Genomic DNA, 24,685 nt, shown 5'->3' with positions numbered 1-24,685 from the left:
TATATTGATAAAACAATACCTTACTAAAATAATACAAAGTATAGGATTATATGTCAAACAAAAAGTACCTTATAAAGAGGTACCTGTAAACTTAATTATCTTTAAGCATGGGTTTAGGTAAAAATTGTTTTACCAATATTGCCAACACTCCACCCATTAGAGCAGTGTAAAGTTGAGGTAATGTAAATGCTGCTACTACTGGTTCTGGAACTGTTACAAAGAAAGTCACTAAATATCTAACTGAAATTGCCAAAAATCCAAATTTAATCAAACTACTAATAACTATACTAATAATATCTTCTGCTTTAAAAAATCTTTTTCTAAAATAATTAAAAGTAATTACATATAAAATATTCCCTATTATTATAAAAGGAATTAGAGGGGGTAGTTTCATCATTCCAAACATGAAAGCTACTAATGGGGTTATACTCCCTACCATAATTCCAGAAAAGTTCCCTACTAAAAACACACTCATTATAAGTACAAAATTTACTAAAGGTCCAACTAAAGGCTGACCTGCACCTCTTAAACCCATTTGAAATGTTAATGCTAAAGCTATCAATATTGCAGTCTTTGTAATATCACTAGTGGTCAATTTTTTCATACGGCTCCTCCTTCCCGTTATAAATATTATATACCCAATACTATTATTATATATAACAAAGGCTTCCATTGAAATCTTTTAAATCAAGGAAGCCTTTGTTATAATACCTTTAAATCAAATCCGCATTAAAGAAATCTATAATTCTCTATGATTTATAAAAAAAGCTTCTAAAGAAGCGTTGCAAGGTAGCTTTTTTTGAAACTCATTTAGGTCAGAACAAGTTCCTACATTGAAAAAATAAAAAAAGTAGAACTTTCCTATTCGTTATAAAAAAGAGAGGAAAATCCTCTCTTATTCTGCACTATAAGGTAATAATGCTACTTGTCTTGCTCTTTTTATAGCTATTGTAAGCTCTCTTTGATGTTTTGCACAATTTCCAGAGATTCTTCTTGGAAGAATTTTTCCTCTTTCTGTTACATATTTTTTAAGTTTATTTATATCTTTATAATCTATTGCACCAGATTTATCTGCACAAAAACTACAAACTCTTTTTCTTGGTTTAAATCTTCTTTGCACCTTTTTTCCCTCCTTCTAGAATGGAATGTCATCGTCTTCTATGGGATGAAAACCTTCTATACCTGAAAAATCTGAACTTTGGTTACCAAAGCCTTGATTATTGTTGCTATCGCCCCATTCTAAGAATTCAACATTTCCTGCTACAACTTCAGTGATGTATCTCTTAACACCATCTTTTCCATCATAGCTTCTTGATTGAATTCTACCTTGAACTGCAACAAGTCTACCTTTGGCAAGATAATTAGCACAGTTTTCTGCCATTTTCCCCCATACTACAATGTTAATAAAGTCGGCTGTAGGTTGTCCCTTTGATTCCATTTCTTGTTTTTTCTCTTTAGAAAGTCCTTTATCTACAGCTAAAGAAAATGTAGATACAGCAGTTCCAGACATAGGTATATACCTTAATTCTGGATCTCTTGTTAACCTTCCGATTAATACAACATTATTCAATCATAACACCACCTTCCGATTATTCATCTTCTCTGATAATCATGTGTCTCATAATGCTGTCAGAAATTTTAGCAACCCTATCCAACTCCTTAACCGCTTCTGGAGTTCCTTCAAAGTTCATTAAAATGTAGTATCCTTCACCAATATCATTAATTGGATATGCTAATTTTCTTATTCCCCACTCGTCAACGTTTGAAATAGTTCCCTCAGCCTCGATGATTCCTTTGAATCTTTCAAGTAATTGAACTCTTTTCTCTTCTTCTTGACTAGGTACAAAGATTAAAACAGCTTCATATTTTCTCATGTGTTTCACCTCCTTATGGACTATCGGCTCTACCTTTATATAGAGCAAGGATTTACCCAAGTATTATACCATTAATCAGTATAGGCTTCAAGGAAAATTTTATTCATCATTACTTATATATTTAATTATCTCATCTGTATTTTCTCTTATCTTTTTAATATCATTCATCGCATGAAACATTCTTCTAAAAAAATATATAAAAAAAACAACAACTCCAATAATCAGTAACAAACTTATTATTGACCATATTAAAGAAGATATCGGAGGCGTGGCTCTTACTTCTACTTCCATAACTTCTCTCCTTTCCAAGATTTTAAAAAAGCCCCTCAAAATCTGAGGGACTTTTTTTATGCTAATTCTGCTTCCATTGCTTCTTTTATTACTGCACCAAGCCTTTTTATTCCTTCAACTATTCTTTTTTCATCCATATTTGAGTAATTTAATCTAAAAGTGTTTTCATTACCTCCGTTAGGGAAGAAAGAACCTCCTGGAACAAAAGCTACATTTTTTTCTAAAGCTTTAACAGCTAATTCTCTTGAATTTATATGTTCTGGCAATACTACCCATGTAAATAATCCACCTTCTGGGTAAGTATATTTAACGCCTTCTGGAAATTCTTCTTCAATGGTTTTCATCATTAAATCTCTTCTTTTTCTATATACATCCTTTATTTTTTCAATGTGTTCTTCTATATTATATTGTTGTAAGAAACTAGCTACTTCCATTTGGGATATAGTACTGGATTGTAAATCCGCCCCTTGTTTTACCATAATAAACTTGCTTAAAACTTCTGGCTCAGCAGCTACCCAACCAAGCCTTAAGCCTGGACAAAATATTTTTGAGAAAGTTCCTAAAAATATTACTCTACCTTCTGTATCATAATGTTTCACTGCAGGACTAATTTCCCCTTCAAATCTTAACTCTCCATAAGGATTATCTTCTAGAATAGCTACATTATATTTATTAGCTAGCTCTACTAATTTCTTTCTTCTTTCAATAGACCAAGTTTTTCCTGATGGATTTTGGAAATCTGGAATAACATAAATAAATTTAACATTATCATTATTCTTCAGAACTTCTTCTAAATCTTCCATAACCATACCTTTATCATCAGTATCTACTTCAATAAATTTAGGTTCATAAGCCTTAAAAGCATTGATTGCCCCTAAATAACTTGGACTTTCACATATGATTATATCTCCTGGGTTTATAAATATTCTTGCCGCAAAGTCTAACCCTTGTTGAGATCCACTAGTAACTAATATGTTTTCTGGACTTGTACTTACATGAACCTTTTCCATTCTCTTAGCTATTTCTTCCCTTAATGGCTGATATCCTTCTGTTGGTCCATATTGTAATGCCTTAGCCCCATTTTCTTCTAATACTTCTTTTGCTATTCTTTTTAATTCTTCAATAGGGAACAATTCTGGTGCTGGTAGTCCTCCTGCAAAGGAAATTACCTCTGGTCTTTGAGTTAGTTTTAATAACTCCCTAATTTCCGAGGCTTTAATATTATCCATACGTTTAGCATATTGCAATGCCATAAAAGCACCCCCTCATTTTTTTGAAAACCTTTTCCTTATGATTTCTTCTTAATCCTCGTATCTATAGTTTACTATGATAATATTAAATTGTCTAATATTTTACTACAATTTAATATTAAAAGTTAAAAGTTCTTTTATTGGGAATTTTAAGAAAATATAGACTTCTTAATATTAAGCAGATTTTAAAAATCTTTTAAATTATTATTTTAATTTTTGGGAACTTTTTGGCTTACTCTATACTCTATATAAATGAATAGAGAAATTAAACAAAAATTCAAGAAGGATAATCTTTACCAATATAGAAATATATCAAAGTAATAACAAACTAAAATCCTTAGCAGGTGATAAAATGAATTTTAAAAAAGACAGTAAAGACGATATTCTTTTTAAAAAACTCTTTGAAGCTAATTATAAGAGAGTATACAAAGTAGCTCTATTCATGACTAACAATAAAGAAGAAGCAGAAGATATTTTACAAGAAGCTTTTATTAATGCTTATACTAATATTGAAAAATTAAAAGATATAAATAAATTTGGTCCTTGGATAAGTACTATAACCACTAACATTAGTAGAAATAGATTGAAAAATAAAAGATGGGATATTTGTGTAGAAAATGAGGAATTTTTTAGTTTAATAGCGGAAGATTATTGCTTTTATTTACCTGATGAAATACTAGAAGATGAAGAATTAAAAGAAACGGTGTGGAAAACTATTTCAGATTTAGAACCACTTTATAAAGAAGTAATAATTCTATATTATTATGAAGATTTATGCTATGAAGATATTTCCGAATTTTTAGATGTCCCTATAGGAACAGTAAGATCAAGACTTTCAAGAGCTAAAGATAAATTAGAAAAGAGTTTAAAAAGAATATATTTTAAAGAAGGTGTTGTATATGAAGAAAGATGATAATATAGACAGTTTATTAGACGAATCATTAAATCTCAATTTAGATAACATAGAACTTCCTAACTCTGACGAAATGTGGAAAAACATAAAAAAAGGAATCATAAAAGAACAAAAGAAGCAAAAAAGAGTTATATATTATAAAAACATATCCATGGTTGCAGCTATAGTTATATTAAGCTTTACAGTTTTTAAGCCTCATATAGTAAATAGCAGATTAGTAAGAGTTCTTAAATACTATATATCTGAAGGTGAAAACAACACATATAAAATAAGTATTTCTTCAAATGAAGAAAGTCCAAAAGAAGTTTTAATGGAAGTACCCGAAGTTCAATTAAATTTTGAAGAATTAAATAAAATAATTGAAGATGAGTACAGCAAATATACTCTGCCTACTTATATACCAGAAGGTTATAAATTTAAAGAAGCCGTAGCTTATACTGTAGGTGATTTGATAACAGATATTAAAATTTTTTATGAAAACAAAGATGGAGAAAAATTAGAATTACATGAAGAAAATATATTAGGAGAATATACAAGTGATATAAGTATAAATAAAAGTACTGGAGATATTAAAAAAATATCAATAGGTAATACCGATTACCATATTATTTTCTTTAAAAATGATTTCAAGATACTTTTATGGGATAAGAATGAAGTTAAATATACATTAGAAGGTACCTCTCTAGAAGAAGATATGATTAAAATGGCTGATAGCATAAGGTAGATGGGTGACTACTTCCATCTACCTTATTGTTATACACTTACCTTATTATTATAGAAGAGGATACACTCGTACCAGATTCCGTATATCCATTGTGATTAACAGTATGAGTAGTCTTTACTCTATATTTTGAATTTGCAGTTCCAGAATAATAAATTATTTTTTCAAAGCTATTTGTATTAGACTTGCTCCCATCCCAAGAAGAAATTTGAATCCAAGAGCTACCATTCCACTTTTCTAAATAAACATCCATTTTTATAGTTTCTACCTTACTACTAGTTACAGTTTTAACTTTTATTTTTATTTGATTATTATCTAAATTTGAGATCTCCGAATTATATAAATCAATATATTTATGATCCTGTATACTATATCTTATATTTATTTTGTTGGTGTAATGATTCTCACCCATCCCACTAGCGTGAGACCTTGGAACTAAACTAAAAACCAATACTAAAGAAATCATAAAAACCCATACTTTTTTTAACATATAAATTCCCCCTTAAATTGTATTCACTTATATAGAGTATAAAAGTTTGGAAAAAGTTCCAATTATTTTAAAATAATTGGAACTTTCTTATTTCATTTGTACTCTATATAGATGAAAGAAAGAATAAGAAGCAGTCCATCTTTATTGGTTTATTTTGTTCATTAATGTAAATATATAATCATTTTTAGGGGTTTGTGTGGTTAATCAAATAAATATAAGAAAAGCTATTTTCTAGCAAGGTTTAAGCTAGAAAATAGCTTTTCTTATTCTTCACTACCTTTCCCTTTATGGTGAATTATACTAATCCATTTTTCATCTACTAAAATCTTTCTAACCCTTTTTTCAAAATCTATTCTAGGTATCCATATTTGTCTATCACAGCCTAAACATTTTAACTTAATATCCACACCTGTCCTTAAAATCTCCCATTTATTTTCTCCACAAGGGTGACCTTTTTTTAGTGTAATTATATCTCCTACATCATATTTCAATATCATATTTCTTTACCTCCAAATATTACTCGTTTTGGGTAAGGTATTTCAATATTTTCCTTTTCAAAGGCTTCTTTAGCTTTTTTCCTAAGTTCCCTCTCTACAGCCCATTGTTCCATGGGTTTTGTCTTTGCCACTATTGTAAGAACCACCTCATATTCACCTAAGTCTGTTACTCCTAATATAGTAGGTCCTTCTAATATACTTTCACTAGAAGATTTTACCTCTTCACATACCTTTTCCAATACTTTAACTACCTTATCAATATTTTCTTCATAAGATACAGATATTTTAACTAAGGCTCTCATAGCACCTCTAGTTTTGTTAGTAACTATCTGAATATTACTATTGGGTATAATATGGAGTTCTCCAGAAAAATCTCTAATCTTAGTAACCCTTACTCCTAATTCTTCCACAATACCTTCATAATTACCAATAGTTACATAATCTCCTACGGCAAATTGATCTTCAAATAAGATAAAGAAACCCGTTATTATATCTTTCACCAAACTTTGGGCACCAAAACCTATAGCCAATCCTCCTATTCCTGCTGTAGCTATTATTGAACTAGTGTTTATATCAAACATTTCTAACACCATCACAAAACCTATAAAATAGAGGACATACTTTACTATATTTTTTAATACTCCATTTAAAGTATTTGCTTTTCTTTCATCTATGGAAAATTTGGTTTTTTTCTGTTTTTCTAAAAATTTATCTATAATTGTATTTATTATTCTTACTATAATTTTAATAACAAAAAAAATTATGAATATTTTAGCAGCCTTCCCTAAGAAATTTAACTCTCCTATATCATTTTTAAAAAAATTAAGAAAATAATTCAACCACTCCATTGATCCTCTCTCCTCAATTTAAATGATTCTCTCTGCACTATAGTTTCCATTATTTTTTACATATTTATAAACTCCATCAAAATCTAATTCATTTCCTTCTATCATTTCTTTTACCCTATCCATTGCAGATAAATCAAATTTAATGGCTAATCCACAACTAACAGTAATCTCTCTTGGTGTAGGTATAGTTCTAAAACTTATTTCCTTTTTCTTAAATATACTTTCTCCTTGAATAGCATGGTGGGTAGATTTAAAAGTAACAACTCCAAATTCATCTTTCTTCATAAGTCTCTCCTATCCAATATTTACAGTGTTATTTGCATTTCTCATTTTTTCATAAATAGAGTACATATTTGTTATTCCTCCTACTTGAAGCTTGTCTTTAATATTATAATAGTCTAAACAAGTTCCACAGGAAAGAATTTCAACACCTTCATCAGCTAAAGCCTTTAAGTCTTCAAGAACTTCTGATCCTTCACAAGTTAAATAAACTCCACTATTAAATAATACTATAGAAGAAGGATATGGTGTGGTTTCTCTTACTGTATATATGAAACTTTTCATAAGAATATTTCCTAATTTTTCTTCTCCACTACCCATTTTATTAGAACCAATAGCAATGGTTAAATCTTTAAAAGTATCAGGAATACATACACTTACCTCTCCATTAACCTCACCTTTTTTAATATGGATATAATATTCATTATCCTTGCCCTTATCAACAGAAAACTCATAGCCCAGACTTCCCGCTAACTTTGATACATTTTCCTTTGCCACTTCATTATCTACTATAGTAGTTAATATGCCCTCTGATAAATTATCTAATTCCTTTTTAGTCATAATAACTGGTTTCGGACAAACTTGACCTCTAGCATCTACTTCTATTCTCATCAATATTACCTCCTATTTGTTCAATTAATTATATTATACTAATTTTTCACTATAATCAACAAAACTATAGATAAATGTTATAATAATTAATTTTATATAGATAATATTTAACCTTTATAGTATGAATCTAATACTGATTTTAATTTTTTAATATATGCTTTAATATTTTTAATTTATTTATTAATATTTTTAATTTCGATATTGACATATTTAATTTTTAATATTATTATTAGGTTAAAGATAGAATAATAAAAGATGCTTTAAGTTTTATTATACCCTAATTAAATTATATAAATAATTTTGATTTTAAAATATATTTTTTTAAGGAGGGGTTTTGGTGGAAGAGACAGGAAAAATTATATATAGAAATAATAGAAATGCATCTAAAATTAAAATTATAGTAATTGATAAAAAAAGTAATTCTAATTTAAGATTACCAGCTATACCTTTTTGGTTAATATCTTTCTTAAGTTCTATTGGAATGAAGTTTAAGTCTATAGCTTTAAAAAACTCCGATGGCTTAGACGAATATTCTAAGAGATTTCTAGAAGAATTAGATAGTAGAGATATAAAAGATTTAATAAAAGAATTTAAAAAACATGGTCCTTTTGATTTAGTTGATATATCAACTGGAGATGGGACAATAGTTAAGATTTCTATACTTTAAAATATAAAGAAGGTGAATTTATGAAAAGAGAAGTTTTAGGTAAATGTCCAGTATGTGGGGATGAATTAGAGGTAACTAGACTTGGTTGCCATAATTGCTATACAAGTATTGAAGGTAGCTTTTCCCTTTGTAAATTCTGTAAGCTTACAGATGAACAAAAGAACTTTGTAGAAGTCTTTATTAAAAACAGAGGTAATATAAAGGAAATAGAAAAAGAATTAGGCATATCTTATCCTACTGTAAGAAATAAGTTAGAAAATGTAATTGAATCTTTAGGATATAGTCCTAAGTATAATGTTCCTGAAGTAAATAAAAAAGAGATTCTAGAAAGATTAAATAAAGGAGAAATATCTTCTGAAGAAGCAGTTAAGCTTCTTAAAGGAGAGGAATAGGAGGGGTTGTTATGAGAGAAGAAAAAATGATGATTCTATCCATGTTGGAGGAAGGCAAAATTACAAGCGAAGAAGCTGTAAAATTAATGGAAGCTTTAGAGGAGGTAGTTACTTTTTCTGACGACACTCCTATTGAAGAAAAGAAAGATAGATTAATAAATATGGATAAAACAATAAAGAAAGTAGAAGAAATAGAAAAAGTTATTAAGGAGCAAGGTAAAAAGGTTGAAACCCTTGGTTCTGATATTGGAAATAAAATATCCAATATGTTTAGTGGTCTAAAGGATATGGGAAATTCAGTTAATTTCACAAGCAATTATGAAACAATAAATACAACTCTAGAAAAAGATATCTCTCATATGGAAAATCCTATTATCGATTTTAGAGGTGTTAATGGAAACATAATAGTTAACTCTTGGGACCAAGAAAACTTATTAATTAAAGTTACTTGCCAATATAAGTATGGAAAACTAAACGAAAATGATACTTTTTATAATTTTTACGAAGATGGCAATAAAATAGTATTTAGCCCTGCTTTTTCTAGCAATATTTCTATAAGACTAGAAGTTTATCTACCAGAAAAAAAATATGAAGAAATATCATTAACCACGTCTAACGGCAGAATAGATATTGATGATTTTAATTTAAATACTTTAAAATGTGATACTTCTAATTCTTCAATAGGTATATCAGATATTGCTGCTGACAATGTTTTATTAGTAACCAGAAATGGTAAAATCAGTATAAAAGATGTATCTTCTCCTAATATTAAAGCAAATAGTACCAATTCAAATATTAGCTTAAGAGATATAAATAGCACAAACTTAGAGGTTTCAACAGTAAATGGAAGAATCGTTATAGAAGATGTAGTTTCATTATCTATTATTGGAAGTACTTCTAATAGTTCTATTGACGTTAATGATATTAGTTGTGAAATATTAAATTTAACTACTTCTAATGGAAAGATTACTTGCGATGATATTGATGAGGAAAAGATTAAAGAAATTAAACTAATTACTTCAAATGCTTCCATTAATTCAAATATTGGAGAAGTAGAAAAAAATAGTTATTTTGATTTAGAAACATCTCTTGGAAGCATTAACTTAGAAATACCTAACTTAGTATATAAGATTAATAAGCAAGCTAAATTAGGCATAAGAAAAATCGTTGCTCATAGTATCGCCTATAAAGAAGAAGAAAATCATCTGATGTTTATAGCTTCAACTTCTAATGGTTCTATAAAAATATATTAAGGGGTGAAAATTATGTTAAAGGAAGAAAAAATTCAAATACTTAATATGGTTCAAGAAGGCAAAGTTTCTCCAGAAGAAGGTATTACATTGTTAGAAGCTTTAGAGAATAACAAAGAAGAAATCAATGAGTCTAATAGTAGTGCCAAATGGTTAAAAATTAGAGTTTTCGATCCTGATGAAGATACTAAAGTTAATGTAACTTTACCTATTACACTAATAAATTTAGGAGTTAAATTGGCTGGAAAATTCTCTCCTGAATTTAAAGAAGCTGGTTTAAGCGAAAAAGACATGAATGAAATATTTGATGCCATCAAAGGTGGTGCTACTGGAAAGATAGTAGATGTAGATAGCAAAAATGGAGAAAGAGTTGAAATTGTAATAGAATAATCCCACCAAAGAGGGCGGTTCATAAGGAAGTATTATTAACAGGGAACGTGCAGCCGGAAGGCTATGCCGTTTCTCTGTTTCTGCGTAACATTTCATCGGTCAGTTCGGGGATGTCCAGGATACCCACGCCGTTGTAGACGATTTCAATCTTTTGCTTCCGCTTCCCGCTGCTCTTGTCAGGTGCATGGATAATGATCTTAGAGATAAACTCGTTGAGAATTGTCGACGTAAGCTCCTGTATGTCCGTGTATTTCCTGACCGTTGCAGAAACCGTCCAGTGTCCTCAGCTTGTTGTTCCTCCGCGGCCAGTTCTGTTTGTAAATCAGCAATCCTGTCCTGCAAATCCTTTTGCTCGGCCTCGTAGTCCGCCGACAGCTTTTCGTAGCGTTCCTCGGACAGCTGCCCAGATGCGCTGTCCTCGTATTAGCGCATAAGAAATACCCTCCAAACCAGCGAGCTTGGAGGGATAGATTGTTCGAGCATGGAGAAATCCCTGCTAAACTCACGTTTTTTATTTGGCGGGTGAAGTTTCCTTACAAATACATTTTGCGACGCACTTAATAAATAGCACGTTTTTTATTCAGTCCGTGTAAAAGCAATAACGATAAACCTCCGCAAATTAACAGACTGAACAGGCTGACAATAAACTGAACAGATGTTGTTTCATAATAACCTGCCACACAAAAGACCGCTGTGATTGGATAAATAGAGCGCATTGTGCTTTGCATCCCGACAAAAAGACCAAGGAACGAATACACTTCGGCGAATATCAGAGCAAGCCAGTATCCCTTTTTTAACCTGTATACAATAGCTATGATAGGAGATACCGCAAGAAATAGGCCAATTCCTTCTAAGAGATATATTTTTGCGAAGCCAAGCACCGTACCCAAATCAAGCAAAGAGATATGAAGTACCGCCTCTACGGTAAATGTAACCGCAAACAGGAAAGCGTACAGAGCAACGGAAAAAACCGCTGCGACAATCATCTTTGCCCCCACTAATTTGGAAACGCTGACAGGAACAAGGACAAGGGATTTCATCGTATCATCTTGATCCTCCCTGCAAATCATATAGCTGCCGATCAGGGCAATGATTGCCGGGAACACATATAAGCTCCCCAAGGACTGTGTCGCGGTCATATACCATGTAGCTCCGTCTACATAACGCTGACCGTAATATTGAAACTGTCCCTGCATAAATACGATAATTGCTACCATGATGCCAGAAAAGACAGCAATCCATAGAATTCTTGAGCGTTTTAGTTTTAATCTCTCTGCCCATAATAATGTTTTCATTTCACCCACCTACTTTCCTGTGTTAAGAGCAACCTTAGCCCAAATCGTTGAGGTTGCTGCCCATATGCCAATACATAAGAAGGATTTACCCAAATGTACCGGCTCTTTCATAACAACTCCCGAAATATTCCGCATGAAAATGGCCGTTGTGCTTGAAAGGGGGTGGACGTACATATTCACCATGAGCAGAATAAAACCAAGGAATGTATAAACGATGGTCACGCATACCGGCAAGATATAGCTCTTCTGCGAAGCAGCGACAGTAAGTACAGGTATCATAGCGAAGGGTGTTAAAATCCCGATTTCCAAACACTTGATGAATAAAAAAGAAACGCTGTCGCTTGTAAACGCAATCATTCCAGGTATGACCCCCGCCGAAATGGAACTCACGGCAGTAAGTAGCATAAAACAGATGGAATAGAACAAGACTACCATAAATTTGCTGAAAAAGTATCTCATCCTGCTGACAGGGATAATCCATAGCTGTTTTAGCATATCATTTTGGTTTTCATCGTACATCAACATTGTGCAGAGCATTCCAAGCACAAGGGGAAGGATAATCCAAGGCGTATAGGAAAAGGCCGTCCACTTGTAAAACTGCATAGGCGTGATTTCTACTGTATTTGCCGCACCAAAATAGAATATGGCAACAAGTGACATGAGCAAAGCGGCAAGGAGCATTAGCCAGACAAATTTTCTGCGCCGGAGCTTTAGAAACTCCGTCTGAACAAGGTTAAGCAATGCCTTCTCCTCCCGTGACCTTTTTGAAATAATCCTCCAGAGTATCATTGCAAAGCTGTGAGCTGGTTACAGAAATATTCTCAAGCATTAGCGTTTTGTTGATTTCAGCCATGTCAAGGGTCGTGTCATAGATCCGCAGCGTATGGGTATCCTGCACCGAGTATTCTTTCACATGAAATTGGCGCTCTAATACCAAAGCAGCCTTTGCTGTATCGGAAACTTGAAGCAGGATATACTTGCTGTTTTTCTTTTGAAGCTCCGCCAAACTGCTTTCCTCCAACAAAACGCCTTCATGGATAATGCCAATATCATCGGCCAGCAACGCAATTTCAGAAAGAATATGACTGGAAATTAAAACTGTTTTTCCCCGTTCCACACATAAATCCCGAATGAAGTTCCTGACTTCGGCAATTCCGATAGGGTCAAGTCCATTTGTCGGTTCATCCAATATGAGAAGCTCAGGGTCATGCAGGATTGCGTTGGCGATTCCAAGGCGCTGCTTCATGCCAAGGGAATATTTGCTGAACACCTTTTTGTCCTTATAAGGCAATCCGACAACTTCAAGAGCCTCCTTAACTGCATTCGGTTTTGAGGTCCCACGCAGTTTCGCAAAAATTTGAAGATTCTCCGTCCCCGTCAGATTGGGATAAAAGCCGGGTGTTTCGATAATTGCCCCAATACGGGGATAAATGCGTTTCTCGTTGCCTTTAATGTTTTGACCAAAAACATAGGCTTCGCCGGAGGTAACGGAAGTAAGTCCTAAAATCATTTTCATAACGGTAGTTTTACCCGCTCCGTTGCGGCCAAGCAGTCCGTAAATGCGGCTTTTCTGCACATGGAGATTTACTTTATTTACGGCAGTTTGCTCCCCATATACCTTCGTCAACTGCCGGGTTTCAATCATAAGATTATCCATTTTGATTTCCTCTCTTAGCTATTTTTCCAGACAACGTAATTATATAAATTACCGTTGCTGTCATAGTTGATAAACACCTTAAAATCGCCCTTTTCACAGGGAATAACAAACTCTACCCGTATTTGTTCCGTATGCTCCGGGCGATAACAGGACACTTCCGGTTCACTGTCCTCTGGCAATCCGCCTGCCTTTGTTACAGCCTCATCCCAGGAATCTTGTATGGTTTGCGCGGATTTGGTCTGTTTTTTCACGCCTTCCGGTAAGGCGTTATAAATTGTTTCAAAATCACCGGAACACATCTGTTCAAAATATTCCGTCGCATTTTGAATAATCACATTTTCATCAGGAGCATCCGATGGCTCAACCGCTTTCTGGCAGGCTGATAACGAAAATATCATTAGGCTTGATAGCAATAATACAAAAGTTTTCTTCATAATTTTCCTCCATTCAAAGGTTTTGTTCTTTGAGTGCTACAACGGAAAGCACACTGGATATAACGCCGACTACCACCATACTGATTAGGCATACTCCATATCCGGGAATCGATGATATTCCCTCCGTCACCTGCGATAAGCTGTATACCATATCTGCCGCCATCGGGGATGAAAAACTGTAAACGCATAATGCGCTTGCCAAAGGGTGAATGCCCATGAGAGGGGCAGGCAGAATAATGACGGGAAGCAGATACAGCAGGGTTGCTCCAATCGGCAGGAGATAGCTTTTTTGTCCCAGCACGGCTAAAAAAACGATGGGCAGCATGGCAAGCGGAACAAGAATACCGCCTTCGGCAAATAAAATGAACGACTGCCAGATTGTTTGCGTATTCAGGTCTGGAAAACCGCCCGCGATAAATCCGCCCAATACCGTAAGTGCATATGTGTACAAACACAGTCCCAAGGACAGCAAAAATACAGTTATGACTTTAGAAAAATATAGTTGTGCTTTAGAAACAGGGATAATCAGCAATTCTTTCAGCGTATCGTTTTTATGTTCGTCGAAGAATAATGAGGTTGCGAACATGCCAAGCACAATGGGAAGATAAACCATCCCAAGGTTTTTGAAAGCCAGTGTATATAAATCCCCAAAGCTATCCATATAACTGCTGCTTCTGGAAATACTGCAAGCACGTTCAATCGCAAAAACAGCGAGCAGCGTTGTCAAAATACAGATACCCAGCATCATTTTTTTGCGTTTCAGTTTTGCTAATTCCGTCTGAATAATTGTCCACATAACTTTTCTCCTTTCCACTTTTCAGTATAGTGCAGAAACCTTGCCAAAACCTTGCCGGTATCTTGCTTGTTTCTTGTTTTGAAATAAGACCCTACCCATCAACACAATCAAAGGTTGCGGATGGGTCCCGGAAACCTTGTTGTATTCCCAATTAGGAAAGCCCTGTATCGTCACAGGGCCTTCGGAAGTGTTATAGTAAAAGTTGTACTGCCATGGGGGGGACTTTCTGCGCAAATCGTGCCGCCGTGTACGGTGACAAGCTCCCGAACAATGGATAGCCCAAGACCGTTTCCACTGGTCCTGCGGGATTCATCGCCTTGATACAGCCGTTCAAAAATATGCGGGAGATCCTTTTGGGGTATCCCTTTGCCATTATCCGTTACGATGATATTCGCTTGCTTTTCATTCTCGGAAATTTGAAGGCCGATTCTGTCGCCTCCGCTGTGCAAAAGTGCATTTTGAAGCAAATTGTTGAGTATGCGCATATAGGCATTGCGGTCTAACCGTATACTGTATTCCGCATCAGGAATGTCAATTTCGTAAGTAAACTGCTTATCCTCTAACGTCGGTATCCAGTCCGCTATAACATTGCGGGAAAGCTCATTCAAATCACAGATTTCAAATTGGAATATCTGCTCTTTGGCATCCAGCTTTACCCACTCAAACAGGGATTCAACAAAGTCCTTCAGATGGTGGGCCTTGTCCAAAGCTACTCCGATATATTCCTCTTTTTCTTCTTCCGTCACAATCTTTTCCTGTATGGCCTCCAAATAGCCCACTAAGGAAGTTAAGGGCGTTTTGACATCATGGGAAAGGCTTGTCATGAGGCGCTTATAGGCTTGCTCCGATTGTTTGAGTCTGATAAGCTGTGCCTGATCGTTGATGGCGATTTCATTGATGTTGTAGCAAATCGTTTTTGTCATATCGTTTTTTCTTGTAAGGATGCGTCGGTTGAGGTTTCCTTTTTTTATATCCTCCAAGGCAGCTTTAATAATTGAAAGCTGTTCTTTTACACGACAGAACTTCGTTGCGAGATAGACAATAATACAAATACATAGAAGGGTGGCGAAAAGAAAAATCAGTGTCCAATTCATGCGCTACGCCTCCTTATTAAAGCGATAGCCAACGCCGTGTACGGTCAGAATATAAAAGGGGTGTTCCGCATCCGGCTCAATCTTTTTCCGTAGCTTACTGATAAAGGACATGATATTGTTATCGTCAAAGGCATACTCGTCCTCCCAAACCTGCGTGTAGATTTGTTTTTTCGTAAATACACGCCCTTTGTTGGAGGCCAGAAACGCCAACAAATCAAATTCTTTGCCTGTAAGGTCAACCGACTCTCCATGTACGCATACAGTCCGGTTTTCCTTATCAATCACCATGTTCTTGAGGTTAAGAATATCCATCGGCGCAGTTTGATTAAAAGTTGTGTATCGCCGTATCAGGGATTCCATTCGTGCCATTAGCTCATTGATGCTAAACGGCTTTGTCAGGTAATCGTCCGCGCCGAGACGCAAGCCGGTCACTTTATCTATTTCATCGCCTTTGGCTGTCAGCATAAGTATGGGAACCGTACTGCTTTTTCGTATTTCCGATAAAACCTGAAATCCGTCCATACCGGGCAGCATAACATCCAGAATCACAAGGCAGTATGCGTCATTTTGTTCTGCGATTTTTGATAACCCGGCCCTGCCGGTATAGGCAATATCGGCTTCCAATTCCTCTTGCGTAACACATTTTTTCATCAATGTGCAAAGCTCTGTATCATCATCTATGATTAAAACTCTATTTGGCATGTCTTTCCCTCCTGTATCTCTTGTCCTCCGGCTTGACGGCATCTTTAGGAATAAGCCATGTATTCCCCATCTTTATTGCTCCGTCAATTCGGCCGGAGGTGCAATGATAAAGCACCATTCTATCGGTAACGCCCCATTTAGCGGCGGCGTCTTTGGTCGTTATATAATCCATACTCTTTCCCTCCAATACATCTATTATATTTCTTCTATCCGAAATATACAAGACAAAGCAAGTGCTTATCCAATCTAAATCGGATAAGCACTTGTTTTAATTACATTAACACTACCTAAATACTATATTTTAAAAAATACTTTCCTCTGCTTCATGCTTCAGCTCGTTCATTGCGCCTGCCCATTCCAGCTGCCGGGTTGACTTCGTCCGGCAAAGTTCTCTTTCGAATGGCTTGATTCACAATATCCTGAACCATTTTCCTTGCCAGTAAATCCACTTTGGCGAGATGAGTATATAATTCTCCTGACAACAATAGCTTTGCATACAATTCGTGCTTATGCATTTTTAGCTAAGTGTGGCGCAGCATACCGTATTTACCGATTGCGGCGTGTTCTGTTTTAGGCAAAGCTAAATCCGACAGTAGGTAGTCTCCAACTTGTGAATAAGTAATCTCTTTCATATGTTTAGCCTCCAATACGTTTGTAGTTGCTATTTCCAGCTTATTTACAATACCGTTTACCGACTATCCAATGTTTATTTGAGATTACTTCCTTATCACATGCACCGAATGGTGGGATTATCTTTTTAATTTTATCACATTATATATTATCTTTATACCAATTCCTATAAGTAAAATAGGCCATAGATAAGATATGAACTTCCAAAATCCAAATTTAAGTAAAGATTTAGATGATAGCAAAAACAAACCTGAAATAATTAACATGATTATTGATAAATGTTTAGGCCAGTCATTTCCTTCTTGTCTATAGCCTACTACATAAGCTATATAGAAAGCTATAGCAAATAAAAGAAACATTACCCATCCTACATCTGTTCTAGCTATTTCCTCAATTAAATTATAAGTTCCCAAAGCAGGTAACAATACTCCAAATATTAAAAGTCCTTTACTCTTTTGCTTTGAATATAATGCCAGAGACATGATTCCAAATATCCATAAGAAAACAAACCCTTTTATATTAATACTGGTAAATACATATTCATTCAGCAAGGATACCGAAGATATAGCAAGTAAAATTAGACCAGCAGTTAAATACCCCATATTTTCTTTTAGATAGTAACCTATTATTAAACCAATAGCTAAAATAAACAGAATCCAATTAAAAGTAAGTACTTTTAAATTTAGTAATAGAAACATAAAACCTATAAATATGAGGATTACCCCAAAAGAATAATTATTTCTCTCCATACAATCCCTCCTCATAAAGTCCGTAAAACCTATTATAAATATTATACTTTAATATTTATATTTTATATACCCTTATAACCAAATATCTACTCAATGCCTAAAGTTTATACTTACTTTTTATTTGTTATACTAAATATATTAACTTTATTTGGATTCCAAATCATTAAATTAGATTTTGCTCCATAAAGCCCCAATATTTTTTCATCAGATTCATATTTTAGTATCTCTTTTTCATCCTGAATTCCAACTATATACTTATCTCCATAAAGAAAAATATGTTTATCTGATGATAATATCTTCTTATACTCTTCAGAAAAACTCATCTTACTTTTTGTTCTTCCATTGAAATATATACTCTCTAGATAATTGCTATAAAGTACATATATTTTATCTTTGTCCAAGTAGATATCTTTGATTAAATCAAATTGTTTCTTCCATAAGATTTTATTGTCCTTAATATAATAAAGCCCTTTATCTGTTAAAATTATTACTTCTTCATTATCTGTAAACTCTGAATTAATTACTATCTCTTTTTCTAAATCTATAGAAGCTAATTTTTCTCCGTTTATATCAAATATTTCTATTTGACTTTTAAGAGCTCCTTCTTTTAAATTTAATAAAGACAATACATATTTAGATCCATCTTTATTAGTTGAGTAGGTTAATATATTTTTATCTTTCACAAGATTATTTCCTATTAGATTGCCATCTTTATCTAATATGTTTATACTTTCCATATTTAGATTTCTTATGTGTGAAATTAAATTACTATGACTTTCCTTTATATTGAAAATCTGAGTTTTAAGTTGAACTCTATTTATAGTCTCTCCCTTTTTATCTAAAAAATAAATATCTCCCGAACTTTTATCTATTCCATAAATATACTTTTCTCCAAAAAATATATAAGGTTCTTCAAGGTTAAATTCTTTTTCCCAAGATAAAGTTCCATCTAGTTCTAAAAAAGATAACTTATTATCTCTCCATTTCATAATACTTTTATCATGTAAATCTAAATCTTTTACATCTTCTTCAACAGGAAAACTTTCTATTAATTTAAGGGTCTTCTGATTAATTTTTAAGGAATTCAAAATTTCTATTAACTTTTCTTGATTCTCTTTTTGAGAAAAAAACAATATTGCTATAATAAAGATAATAATGAATATTTTAAACTTTTTATTTCCTTTTTTCTTATTTTCTTCCATAGCTACCACCTCTACTACTATTATTCTTTATGTTTTTAAAAACTCCTTTAGTAGATTGAATTAAATTTAAAATTTGATATACTAAATAAATCCAAATCTAGCTGAAAAGTAAAATCATTTTATATTATTTTACATCAAATTAAGTAAAGTAGCCATTTAAAAAATAATTATATCTTTATAAGAATACTATTTCAAACCATATTAACTTATTTATTTTTGACGATTTTTTGACGTCAAACAAAATAGGGACTAAACAGTCCCTTTCTTTATCTTATCATAAAATTAATAAATTTAAATCCAAATAAATTTATCAAGCCTAAAATTATTCTTAACAAGTAATTAATAATTCCTGCTAAAATATAGTAAAATAATTGATATGCTGTTTTAAGGCTTGTATAGGCTTATAGAAAGGTTTTGTGTATGTAGTATAGTAATTCTATCAATGTATGTATAAAAGCTTGTATAAGGTTAATGTATTAGGTAGATTTCATGTACAATAAATTAAAGATAAAATATAAAAATAACCACCTCCCATTATATTTTTAATTTGGACAAGTGGTTATTTCTAATAGCTCCTCATATTCTTTTATTCGTGATTTCAATTCTTGTATCTCTAATTCTCTATCTCCACAACAAGTATTTGGGTGTTGAAATATCTTTAGCCCTCCATGTCGCTCACTAGGATACAAATTATGGTGAGGATCCAACCAAACTATGTAAAACCTATTTCCTATAATAAATCCGTGAATGCCGCCTTTGCTTGTAGAAATTCTAGCCTGCCTGCATTCTATTTGTTCTAAAAAATCATCATCAAAATTATACTTGTAATCAAGCTCGTCCCAACAATGAGTATGACTTCGATAGTGTTCTCTTAGCTCGTTTACAAATTCATTCCTTGTAATTTTCGATAATTGATTAAATAAATTAAATAAATCATTTCCCCATCTATTGCATGTTCCACCAAGGTTGAAAGCTTCGTGGTTTAACTCTAAAAACCTAAAAGAAAAAACTAGTTTTTGATCACTTAAAGCTTTTATTTTTTCTAATTCTTCTTCCGGAATAGGGAATTCTTTATTTTGTTTTTGTGGTTTACTTGGCTTAGGTGCTTTAAAGGTTTTAGGATTAAATTTTTTCTTAGTCGTTTTGTGCTTGTTCATATATGTTCCAATAGAATGTTTTCATAGTTTCTTCGCTAATAAGTTCATTGGATGGTTCCCATTCCTCAAGCCCTTTCCTTGCTTCTTGCCATGGAAGTTCAGAATGAGTTAAAGCTTCTAGTTCGTCTCCGTCGAAATCTTCGTATGTGTCGTGTATCATTTCTAAAAATTCCAATTTTTCTTCATCACAAATAACACTTCCCATGTGTGACTGTGTTATGTCATTCCAGCCATAAACCTTATAAACACCATAAAGTTCTCTGCATACTGGTCCGTGAACCCAAGCTTCAAACTTTTCACCAAACAACGGCTCCTTAAATACCGCTAAATGCCAAGCTTGTGCGTAATAACATAATTTTTGCAGTTTCTTGTTTGTCATCTTTTCAAAAGTCAACAAAGTACTAGCGACATCAAAAACAGATATCTCCTTATGCATTTTGTCCCCTCCTTTAAAAAGGTAAACAACATTGCCCATACCACCACTCCTCTCTGTATATAATATGAGTGTTGCCTATAAAGTAATACTTAAACATGAGAAAAGGGTCGGTGTTAGTTTGTACATCTATCATTTACCTGGTATTAATAATGTATTGCAAATTGCAATACATTATTAATAATACTTCTACATTATACACGAAACTCCTCTATTTTTTTGACAAAAGTTAAATAATATTTTACATAGGTCAAATACTATTTGTTACAGTACGGATTTTATATCTTGAAAAATAAAAACCTCACCTAAAAAACAGGTGAGATTCTTTGTAACCCTTTACTCTGTATATTAAATTATAAGATACATTTTTTAAAATAATCTGTATTAGTATATTAACATATGTTCGATTCAAAAAAAGCCCATGTTCGCCCGTTTGTTGCTCATTTATGTCCCATGTAAATAAAAAAGTTTCAAAAAATAAAAAAAGACCAGGAACTTAATCCTAGCCTAATTGATAAAGAGGTGATCATAAATAATTGACACAATTCCTATAGAAAGAAGGGAAAAACTTATTTTTATATTTCAAATAGGAACAAACGTGTTCTTAGTATTTAAGGTCGCTTGATGTTTTCTCCTACTATAAGTATATTCCAGTCTGACAAAAACGTTACTATAATATAAATTAATAAGACCTGGAACTTAATCCAGGTCTAGTGAAAGGATGTGGTTTAAAAAGTGTTACTTATTTTTTGTTCTTTTAACAATTGTCTTTTTAAAAATAGTACGTCTCCTATAGAAAAATAGAAAAAGATACAACCCATGTATTTGTGCCAGAAGAAACATGTTTTTAATGTCTACAACCACCACCCTACTCATTACTATAAATATGCTATCTAATAATAAAATATGTCGTTATAGTATAAAATTTAGTTTTAAGATTAAAAAAAGACCAAGAAATTAATCCTGGTCTTTAATAAGAGGTTAAAATGATTCGTTGTTATCACCTTTTACTTACTACTGAATCTTCCTTTGTAATTCACTTGAAAAACTAACTTTTTTATATTCATCCTCATACCCCAATAGGTCTTTCCCCTGCTTTAAGTACTCTTTTAAATACACAACCCCATCCTCTATTAGTGTATCCAATTCTTTTTTAGATATTAATAATTTCAATATAGGTGGCAATATTTTATATACATTCTCTACTACCATCATATACTTTAGTTCTCCCGTTCCACTTCCTAGAGCCTTTTCTGCTTGCACTACTAAAGATAACACTACTTGCCTAACAAATTCTTTCTTACCTCTTTTATAAATAAAAAGTAGCCCTATTGTTATAACTAGAGCTACCATGATTGAACTTAAATTTAATTTTATAAATTCTAACATATTATTTTCCTCCCTTTTCTATATAATCTAATGCTTTATCTACAAGAGCCATAGCTTCTCCTCGTGTAATTTTATCGTCAAAACGCTTGTCTGTAATGTTGATTCTACTTTTAAGATTGTTGTAATGTTCTTCTGCCCAATGGGGCTTATCTTCTTTTATAGCTTTTTTCTTTAAGCTATAGTAACTTGCTATTGCTCTAGCTTGTATTTCTGCAATTTTTTTATGACTATCTTTGAAGAATAAACAATCTTCTTTATTTGTATGAAAGCCATTTTCAACTATCATAGCAGATTTGGCTTGATTGAATCTTAGTTCGCCATACCAATTATAACCTTTTTGCCCTTCTTTATATTTCACACCTCTATTTCTGTGATTAAATACTTCTGCTGTAGCATCGCATATTAATTTAGCAAGTGTCACATTAGGTTTTTCTACACTATCCCATACCTCCGTACCTCTCACATCATCATTTGTAGTGGCGTTTGAGTGTATGGAAAGGTATAAGTCATATCCTTGCCCTGCTTTTGCCCTATCTGCTAAAGTTGGATCATCTGTTATATTTTTTCTTAATAAATCTACTTTTATATTCTCGTAAGTTTCTAGTTCTTTTTTTAATTCTAAACTATAAATATAATTGTTATCTCCTTCATTGAAGTAAATAGCCCCTCTATTATGAGCGGGTCCTGCTCCATGTCCTGCTGCTAATAATATCCTTACCATATTAACCCCTCCCTTTCTCTAGATCATCAATCCTATGATTAGCCACCTTCATTTTCTCTTCTAAAATAAAGGTTCTTTCTACTACTGAATTATGCTTATCTACTTTCTTTTCTAGTTGTTCTAATCTAAAATTTGTTAATTTACTTGTGACTACAATTCCCCCAATGGTTCCCATAGCTGAACCAACTAGCGTTATTAATGCTACTGTAACCTCATTGCTCATCTCCTACCTCCTGAAATTTAGTAAAGAAGGGCATAAAAATACACCCTTCTAGGTGTTATATCAATTTATTTACTTCTTCTTTTAAATTATATAAACTAGGTACATCATCTTTATTTATAGTACCTTCATTAATTTTTCTTATATAAAACTTTACCAAATAACTGTTTTCTGTAAAGGTCATATTAATTACCTCCTTGTAGTTGAGCTATGATAGTTGTTAATTCCATTATAGTACCTTCTAATTCATTTAGTTTTTTACTATTTATTTCTTCTTCTGCAAGTGGTCTATCTACATATTCATACCAAAACTCTCCAGTTTGAGGATTGCAATAAGGTAGTGAAGTTTTCCCCTCTATTACATTAGGCTCAATTAAGTTTTCTACCATAATATAATTCCCTCTATCCATTAGTTCTTGAGGTGGTTCTGTATAATAAATCAGCATCACCTTTGCTCTTGTGTCTGTTTCTTTTTCATAAAATAGATAATTCATTTCAATTCCTCCTACCTGATTATTTTAATCTTGATATCGCTTATTTTTCTTAATGTCTTATCATAGCCTCCACTATAAATGTTATTCTCATTATCAACCGCTACTGTGTATACAGGCTGGGTATGTTCCATGAAAGACCACATTTGCTTACCACTTGGTGATAACCTTCTCACTGTCTTATCACCGCTTCCGCTATAAATATTACCATTGTTATCAATCGCTACTGCCATTACAGTACCGGTATGCCCTGTAAATTTCCAAATCTCCTTACCATCTGGTGATATTTTTCTCAAAGTATAATCATTACTTCCACTATAAATGTTACGAATGTTACCTTTATTATCAACTGCCAATGCCCTTACACTATCAGTATGACCTGTAAATCTCCAAATTTCATTACCGCTACTTGGATGCAAGCGTCTTACTATCCCATCATCACTTCCACTATAAACGTTGCGGTTCCTATCAACAGCTACTGAAAATACAGTTTTTCCATGCTCTGACTTCCAAATTTCATTACCACTTGGAGATAACTTTCTTACTGTATAATCATTGCTTCCACTATAAACGCTACCTTCATCATCAACTGTTACTGAATTCACAGAACCGGTATGACCTGTAAACTTCCAAATTTCATTACCACTTGATGATATTTTTCTTAGTGTCCTATCACTACTTCCGCTATAAACGTTACCTTCATCATCAACTGTTACTGAATTCACAGAACCAGAATGTCCCGTAAAAACCCATATTTGTTTACCACTTGGTGATATTTTTCTTACTATCCCATAATCTCCACTATAAACGTTACCCTCGTTGTCAACTGCTACTGCATTTACAATTTCATTTGAAACAGGGAACGCAAAAGACCATACTTGATCAGGTCCTGTTACTTCAAATTTATCCGATGTCAAAATGTCTCCAATACCATAGTAACCGTTTGATATAGGATTCACTGTGATACTACTATAATATCCGCTATCTGCTGTTTGTTTAGATTTTGAAGGACTGAATGTTTTACTTCCTCTATTAGGCATAGTACCTGTTAACTTCTTCCCTTTCACATAAGCAGTTTTACCACTTAATATATCTCCTGCTACTGCTGTGGCATCTCCCGTATTATCTGTTTCTATAGACTTTATCCCTAAATCTAATTCATTAAATGTAGCAACTGTACCCTGTTTAGAAACCCTTCCACCTTTGGACTTGATAGAGGTTTCTAATAAGTTTTTGCCATC

The 24,685-nt window shown here is 33.0% G+C and carries 37 protein-coding genes and 1 pseudogene; 6 read left to right on the top strand and 32 right to left on the bottom strand.

Going from position 1 to position 24,685, the window contains the following annotated elements:
• Positions 1–91 precede the first annotated feature (91 nt).
• The 6 genes from KQI42_RS15095 to KQI42_RS15070 form a co-directional block, all read right to left on the bottom strand.
• Entirely contained in the window at positions 92–604 is a 513-nt protein-coding gene (locus tag KQI42_RS15095; RefSeq protein ID WP_216521057.1) for an ECF transporter S component family protein, read from the bottom strand.
• 291 nt (positions 605–895) lie between these two features.
• Positions 896–1,120 (bottom strand): 30S ribosomal protein S18, encoded by a 225-nt coding sequence (rpsR, locus tag KQI42_RS15090; RefSeq protein ID WP_216521056.1) that lies wholly within the window; start codon positions 1,118–1,120, stop codon positions 896–898.
• A gap of 15 nt (positions 1,121–1,135) precedes the next feature.
• Positions 1,136–1,570 carry a single-stranded DNA-binding protein gene (locus KQI42_RS15085; protein ID WP_216521055.1) on the bottom strand — a complete coding sequence of 145 codons (435 nt, stop codon included), beginning with the start codon at positions 1,568–1,570 and terminating at the stop codon, positions 1,136–1,138.
• A 19-nt stretch (positions 1,571–1,589) separates the two neighbouring features.
• Positions 1,590–1,874: a 30S ribosomal protein S6 gene (gene rpsF, locus KQI42_RS15080; RefSeq protein WP_216521054.1), complete on the bottom strand. Its 285-nt coding sequence runs from the start codon at positions 1,872–1,874 to the stop codon at positions 1,590–1,592.
• Between the two features lie 99 nt (positions 1,875–1,973).
• Entirely contained in the window at positions 1,974–2,165 is a 192-nt protein-coding gene (locus KQI42_RS15075; RefSeq protein ID WP_216521053.1) for a hypothetical protein, read from the bottom strand.
• Positions 2,166–2,221: 56 nt separating this feature from the next.
• Positions 2,222–3,418 (bottom strand): aminotransferase-like domain-containing protein, encoded by a 1,197-nt coding sequence (locus KQI42_RS15070; RefSeq protein WP_216521052.1) that lies wholly within the window; start codon positions 3,416–3,418, stop codon positions 2,222–2,224.
• A gap of 349 nt (positions 3,419–3,767) precedes the next feature.
• Here KQI42_RS15070 and KQI42_RS15065 point away from each other — a divergent pair, with 349 nt between their 5' ends.
• Both KQI42_RS15065 and KQI42_RS15060 read left to right on the top strand, forming a co-directional pair.
• Positions 3,768–4,328, top strand: coding sequence for an RNA polymerase sigma factor (locus KQI42_RS15065; protein ID WP_216521051.1), 561 nt, complete (start codon positions 3,768–3,770; stop codon positions 4,326–4,328).
• Complete coding sequence (locus tag KQI42_RS15060; protein WP_216521050.1) at positions 4,315–5,052, top strand: DUF4367 domain-containing protein; 738 nt, start codon at positions 4,315–4,317, stop codon at positions 5,050–5,052. Before KQI42_RS15065 ends, KQI42_RS15060 begins: the two co-directional genes overlap by 14 nt.
• A gap of 37 nt (positions 5,053–5,089) precedes the next feature.
• Here KQI42_RS15060 and KQI42_RS15055 read toward each other — a convergent pair whose 3' ends face one another.
• From KQI42_RS15055 to yedF, 5 genes are all read right to left on the bottom strand, one after another.
• Positions 5,090–5,539 carry a hypothetical protein gene (locus tag KQI42_RS15055; protein WP_216521049.1) on the bottom strand — a complete coding sequence of 150 codons (450 nt, stop codon included), beginning with the start codon at positions 5,537–5,539 and terminating at the stop codon, positions 5,090–5,092.
• A 263-nt stretch (positions 5,540–5,802) separates the two neighbouring features.
• Complete coding sequence (locus tag KQI42_RS15050; RefSeq protein ID WP_246566650.1) at positions 5,803–6,036, bottom strand: DUF951 domain-containing protein; 234 nt, start codon at positions 6,034–6,036, stop codon at positions 5,803–5,805.
• Positions 6,033–6,884: a mechanosensitive ion channel family protein gene (locus KQI42_RS15045; protein ID WP_216521048.1), complete on the bottom strand. Its 852-nt coding sequence runs from the start codon at positions 6,882–6,884 to the stop codon at positions 6,033–6,035. The genes KQI42_RS15050 and KQI42_RS15045 overlap by 4 nt, the downstream gene beginning before the upstream one ends.
• A gap of 18 nt (positions 6,885–6,902) precedes the next feature.
• Complete coding sequence (locus tag KQI42_RS15040) at positions 6,903–7,169, bottom strand: putative Se/S carrier protein (protein WP_216521047.1); 267 nt, start codon at positions 7,167–7,169, stop codon at positions 6,903–6,905.
• Between the two features lie 9 nt (positions 7,170–7,178).
• Positions 7,179–7,775: a sulfurtransferase-like selenium metabolism protein YedF gene (gene yedF / locus KQI42_RS15035; RefSeq protein ID WP_216521046.1), complete on the bottom strand. Its 597-nt coding sequence runs from the start codon at positions 7,773–7,775 to the stop codon at positions 7,179–7,181.
• Between the two features lie 337 nt (positions 7,776–8,112).
• Here yedF and KQI42_RS15030 point away from each other — a divergent pair, with 337 nt between their 5' ends.
• From KQI42_RS15030 to KQI42_RS15015, 4 genes are read left to right on the top strand one after another with little or no spacing between them, the layout of a single operon-like run.
• Positions 8,113–8,442 carry a hypothetical protein gene (locus KQI42_RS15030; RefSeq protein WP_216521045.1) on the top strand — a complete coding sequence of 110 codons (330 nt, stop codon included), beginning with the start codon at positions 8,113–8,115 and terminating at the stop codon, positions 8,440–8,442.
• Positions 8,443–8,462: 20 nt separating this feature from the next.
• Entirely contained in the window at positions 8,463–8,834 is a 372-nt protein-coding gene (locus KQI42_RS15025) for a DUF2089 domain-containing protein (RefSeq protein WP_216521044.1), read from the top strand.
• Between the two features lie 11 nt (positions 8,835–8,845).
• The gene (locus tag KQI42_RS15020) at positions 8,846–10,087 is read left to right on the top strand and encodes a DUF4097 family beta strand repeat-containing protein (protein WP_216521043.1); all 1,242 of its coding nucleotides are present in this window, start codon (positions 8,846–8,848) and stop codon (positions 10,085–10,087) included.
• Positions 10,088–10,099: 12 nt separating this feature from the next.
• Entirely contained in the window at positions 10,100–10,474 is a 375-nt protein-coding gene (locus KQI42_RS15015; protein ID WP_216521042.1) for an SHOCT-like domain-containing protein, read from the top strand.
• A gap of 61 nt (positions 10,475–10,535) precedes the next feature.
• Here the strand turns inward: KQI42_RS15015 and KQI42_RS21850 are convergent.
• The 21 genes and pseudogenes from KQI42_RS21850 to KQI42_RS14915 form a co-directional block, all read right to left on the bottom strand.
• A pseudogene (locus KQI42_RS21850) lies at positions 10,536–10,727 on the bottom strand (DUF4368 domain-containing protein); the annotation flags it as partial.
• Positions 10,728–11,031: 304 nt separating this feature from the next.
• Positions 11,032–11,769: an ABC transporter permease gene (locus tag KQI42_RS15005; RefSeq protein WP_216521041.1), complete on the bottom strand. Its 738-nt coding sequence runs from the start codon at positions 11,767–11,769 to the stop codon at positions 11,032–11,034.
• A gap of 9 nt (positions 11,770–11,778) precedes the next feature.
• On the bottom strand, positions 11,779–12,510 hold the full coding sequence (locus KQI42_RS15000; protein WP_216521040.1) for an ABC transporter permease: 732 nt from the start codon (positions 12,508–12,510) through the stop codon (positions 11,779–11,781).
• A complete protein-coding gene (locus KQI42_RS14995) occupies positions 12,503–13,426 on the bottom strand; it encodes an ABC transporter ATP-binding protein (RefSeq protein ID WP_216521039.1) in 924 nt (307 codons plus the stop codon). Before KQI42_RS14995 ends, KQI42_RS15000 begins: the two co-directional genes overlap by 8 nt.
• Before the next feature lie 14 nt (positions 13,427–13,440).
• Positions 13,441–13,860, bottom strand: a complete 420-nt coding sequence (locus KQI42_RS14990; protein WP_216521038.1) for a DUF3887 domain-containing protein — start codon at positions 13,858–13,860, stop codon at positions 13,441–13,443.
• Positions 13,861–13,873: 13 nt separating this feature from the next.
• On the bottom strand, positions 13,874–14,656 hold the full coding sequence (locus tag KQI42_RS14985; protein WP_216521037.1) for an ABC transporter permease: 783 nt from the start codon (positions 14,654–14,656) through the stop codon (positions 13,874–13,876).
• A gap of 170 nt (positions 14,657–14,826) precedes the next feature.
• Positions 14,827–15,750, bottom strand: a complete 924-nt coding sequence (locus KQI42_RS14980; RefSeq protein WP_216521036.1) for a sensor histidine kinase — start codon at positions 15,748–15,750, stop codon at positions 14,827–14,829.
• Positions 15,751–15,753: 3 nt separating this feature from the next.
• Positions 15,754–16,452, bottom strand: a complete 699-nt coding sequence (locus KQI42_RS14975) for a response regulator transcription factor (RefSeq protein WP_216521035.1) — start codon at positions 16,450–16,452, stop codon at positions 15,754–15,756.
• A complete protein-coding gene (locus tag KQI42_RS14970; protein WP_216521034.1) occupies positions 16,442–16,624 on the bottom strand; it encodes a helix-turn-helix domain-containing protein in 183 nt (60 codons plus the stop codon). The genes KQI42_RS14975 and KQI42_RS14970 overlap by 11 nt, the downstream gene beginning before the upstream one ends.
• A gap of 151 nt (positions 16,625–16,775) precedes the next feature.
• The gene (locus tag KQI42_RS21845; protein WP_216521033.1) at positions 16,776–16,967 is read right to left on the bottom strand and encodes a TnpV protein; all 192 of its coding nucleotides are present in this window, start codon (positions 16,965–16,967) and stop codon (positions 16,776–16,778) included.
• A gap of 6 nt (positions 16,968–16,973) precedes the next feature.
• Positions 16,974–17,084 carry a TnpV protein gene (locus KQI42_RS14960; RefSeq protein WP_216521032.1) on the bottom strand — a complete coding sequence of 37 codons (111 nt, stop codon included), beginning with the start codon at positions 17,082–17,084 and terminating at the stop codon, positions 16,974–16,976.
• 117 nt (positions 17,085–17,201) lie between these two features.
• A complete protein-coding gene (locus tag KQI42_RS14955) occupies positions 17,202–17,831 on the bottom strand; it encodes a hypothetical protein (protein WP_216521031.1) in 630 nt (209 codons plus the stop codon).
• A 110-nt stretch (positions 17,832–17,941) separates the two neighbouring features.
• Positions 17,942–19,033: a DUF5711 family protein gene (locus KQI42_RS14950; protein ID WP_216521030.1), complete on the bottom strand. Its 1,092-nt coding sequence runs from the start codon at positions 19,031–19,033 to the stop codon at positions 17,942–17,944.
• A 542-nt stretch (positions 19,034–19,575) separates the two neighbouring features.
• Positions 19,576–20,190: a hypothetical protein gene (locus KQI42_RS14945; RefSeq protein WP_216521029.1), complete on the bottom strand. Its 615-nt coding sequence runs from the start codon at positions 20,188–20,190 to the stop codon at positions 19,576–19,578.
• Positions 20,168–20,665: a Panacea domain-containing protein gene (locus KQI42_RS14940; RefSeq protein WP_216521028.1), complete on the bottom strand. Its 498-nt coding sequence runs from the start codon at positions 20,663–20,665 to the stop codon at positions 20,168–20,170. The genes KQI42_RS14945 and KQI42_RS14940 overlap by 23 nt, the downstream gene beginning before the upstream one ends.
• 972 nt (positions 20,666–21,637) lie before the next feature.
• A complete protein-coding gene (locus KQI42_RS14935) occupies positions 21,638–22,012 on the bottom strand; it encodes a hypothetical protein (RefSeq protein WP_216521027.1) in 375 nt (124 codons plus the stop codon).
• A 1-nt stretch (position 22,013) separates the two neighbouring features.
• Positions 22,014–22,733 (bottom strand): N-acetylmuramoyl-L-alanine amidase family protein, encoded by a 720-nt coding sequence (locus tag KQI42_RS14930; protein WP_216521026.1) that lies wholly within the window; start codon positions 22,731–22,733, stop codon positions 22,014–22,016.
• Position 22,734: 1 nt separating this feature from the next.
• Complete coding sequence (locus tag KQI42_RS14925) at positions 22,735–22,956, bottom strand: hypothetical protein (RefSeq protein WP_216521025.1); 222 nt, start codon at positions 22,954–22,956, stop codon at positions 22,735–22,737.
• A gap of 55 nt (positions 22,957–23,011) precedes the next feature.
• Positions 23,012–23,137, bottom strand: coding sequence for a hypothetical protein (locus tag KQI42_RS21450; RefSeq protein WP_281420470.1), 126 nt, complete (start codon positions 23,135–23,137; stop codon positions 23,012–23,014).
• A gap of 1 nt (position 23,138) precedes the next feature.
• Complete coding sequence (locus KQI42_RS14920) at positions 23,139–23,447, bottom strand: hypothetical protein (protein ID WP_216521024.1); 309 nt, start codon at positions 23,445–23,447, stop codon at positions 23,139–23,141.
• An 11-nt stretch (positions 23,448–23,458) separates the two neighbouring features.
• A partial coding sequence (locus KQI42_RS14915; RefSeq protein WP_216521023.1) for a WD40 repeat domain-containing protein occupies positions 23,459–24,685 on the bottom strand: 1,227 nt, incomplete at its 5' end.

Source organism: Tissierella simiarum (assembly GCF_018917865.1).
Classification (GTDB): domain Bacteria; phylum Bacillota; class Clostridia; order Tissierellales; family Tissierellaceae; genus Tissierella_C; species Tissierella_C simiarum.
This window is presented reverse-complemented; position numbering and strand designations above follow the sequence as displayed.

Excerpts from the sequence above, each read along its gene's own strand:
- KQI42_RS15095 (WP_216521057.1), bottom strand. The coding sequence starts at position 604 with ATGAAAAAATTGACCACTAGTGATATTACAAAGACTGCAATATTGATA.
- rpsF (WP_216521054.1), bottom strand. The coding sequence starts at position 1,874 with ATGAGAAAATATGAAGCTGTTTTAATCTTTGTACCTAGTCAAGAAGAA.
- KQI42_RS15075 (WP_216521053.1), bottom strand. The coding sequence starts at position 2,165 with ATGGAAGTAGAAGTAAGAGCCACGCCTCCGATATCTTCTTTAATATGG.
- KQI42_RS15070 (WP_216521052.1), bottom strand. The coding sequence starts at position 3,418 with ATGGCATTGCAATATGCTAAACGTATGGATAATATTAAAGCCTCGGAA.
- KQI42_RS15065 (WP_216521051.1), top strand. The coding sequence starts at position 3,768 with ATGAATTTTAAAAAAGACAGTAAAGACGATATTCTTTTTAAAAAACTC.
- KQI42_RS15060 (WP_216521050.1), top strand. The coding sequence starts at position 4,315 with ATGAAGAAAGATGATAATATAGACAGTTTATTAGACGAATCATTAAAT.
- KQI42_RS15055 (WP_216521049.1), bottom strand. The coding sequence starts at position 5,539 with ATGTTAAAAAAAGTATGGGTTTTTATGATTTCTTTAGTATTGGTTTTT.
- KQI42_RS15050 (WP_246566650.1), bottom strand. The coding sequence starts at position 6,036 with ATGATATTGAAATATGATGTAGGAGATATAATTACACTAAAAAAAGGT.
- KQI42_RS15045 (WP_216521048.1), bottom strand. The coding sequence starts at position 6,884 with ATGGAGTGGTTGAATTATTTTCTTAATTTTTTTAAAAATGATATAGGA.
- KQI42_RS15040 (WP_216521047.1), bottom strand. The coding sequence starts at position 7,169 with ATGAAGAAAGATGAATTTGGAGTTGTTACTTTTAAATCTACCCACCAT.
- yedF (WP_216521046.1), bottom strand. The coding sequence starts at position 7,775 with ATGAGAATAGAAGTAGATGCTAGAGGTCAAGTTTGTCCGAAACCAGTT.
- KQI42_RS15025 (WP_216521044.1), top strand. The coding sequence starts at position 8,463 with ATGAAAAGAGAAGTTTTAGGTAAATGTCCAGTATGTGGGGATGAATTA.
- KQI42_RS15020 (WP_216521043.1), top strand. The coding sequence starts at position 8,846 with ATGAGAGAAGAAAAAATGATGATTCTATCCATGTTGGAGGAAGGCAAA.
- KQI42_RS15015 (WP_216521042.1), top strand. The coding sequence starts at position 10,100 with ATGTTAAAGGAAGAAAAAATTCAAATACTTAATATGGTTCAAGAAGGC.
- KQI42_RS15005 (WP_216521041.1), bottom strand. The coding sequence starts at position 11,769 with ATGAAAACATTATTATGGGCAGAGAGATTAAAACTAAAACGCTCAAGA.
- KQI42_RS14995 (WP_216521039.1), bottom strand. The coding sequence starts at position 13,426 with ATGGATAATCTTATGATTGAAACCCGGCAGTTGACGAAGGTATATGGG.
- KQI42_RS14990 (WP_216521038.1), bottom strand. The coding sequence starts at position 13,860 with ATGAAGAAAACTTTTGTATTATTGCTATCAAGCCTAATGATATTTTCG.
- KQI42_RS14985 (WP_216521037.1), bottom strand. The coding sequence starts at position 14,656 with ATGTGGACAATTATTCAGACGGAATTAGCAAAACTGAAACGCAAAAAA.
- KQI42_RS14980 (WP_216521036.1), bottom strand. The coding sequence starts at position 15,750 with ATGAATTGGACACTGATTTTTCTTTTCGCCACCCTTCTATGTATTTGT.
- KQI42_RS14975 (WP_216521035.1), bottom strand. The coding sequence starts at position 16,452 with ATGCCAAATAGAGTTTTAATCATAGATGATGATACAGAGCTTTGCACA.
- KQI42_RS14970 (WP_216521034.1), bottom strand. The coding sequence starts at position 16,624 with ATGGATTATATAACGACCAAAGACGCCGCCGCTAAATGGGGCGTTACC.
- KQI42_RS21845 (WP_216521033.1), bottom strand. The coding sequence starts at position 16,967 with ATGCATAAGCACGAATTGTATGCAAAGCTATTGTTGTCAGGAGAATTA.
- KQI42_RS14960 (WP_216521032.1), bottom strand. The coding sequence starts at position 17,084 with ATGAAAGAGATTACTTATTCACAAGTTGGAGACTACCTACTGTCGGAT.
- KQI42_RS14955 (WP_216521031.1), bottom strand. The coding sequence starts at position 17,831 with ATGGAGAGAAATAATTATTCTTTTGGGGTAATCCTCATATTTATAGGT.
- KQI42_RS14950 (WP_216521030.1), bottom strand. The coding sequence starts at position 19,033 with ATGGAAGAAAATAAGAAAAAAGGAAATAAAAAGTTTAAAATATTCATT.
- KQI42_RS14945 (WP_216521029.1), bottom strand. The coding sequence starts at position 20,190 with ATGAACAAGCACAAAACGACTAAGAAAAAATTTAATCCTAAAACCTTT.
- KQI42_RS14940 (WP_216521028.1), bottom strand. The coding sequence starts at position 20,665 with ATGGGCAATGTTGTTTACCTTTTTAAAGGAGGGGACAAAATGCATAAG.
- KQI42_RS14935 (WP_216521027.1), bottom strand. The coding sequence starts at position 22,012 with ATGTTAGAATTTATAAAATTAAATTTAAGTTCAATCATGGTAGCTCTA.
- KQI42_RS14930 (WP_216521026.1), bottom strand. The coding sequence starts at position 22,733 with ATGGTAAGGATATTATTAGCAGCAGGACATGGAGCAGGACCCGCTCAT.
- KQI42_RS14925 (WP_216521025.1), bottom strand. The coding sequence starts at position 22,956 with ATGAGCAATGAGGTTACAGTAGCATTAATAACGCTAGTTGGTTCAGCT.
- KQI42_RS21450 (WP_281420470.1), bottom strand. The coding sequence starts at position 23,137 with ATGACCTTTACAGAAAACAGTTATTTGGTAAAGTTTTATATAAGAAAA.
- KQI42_RS14920 (WP_216521024.1), bottom strand. The coding sequence starts at position 23,447 with ATGAATTATCTATTTTATGAAAAAGAAACAGACACAAGAGCAAAGGTG.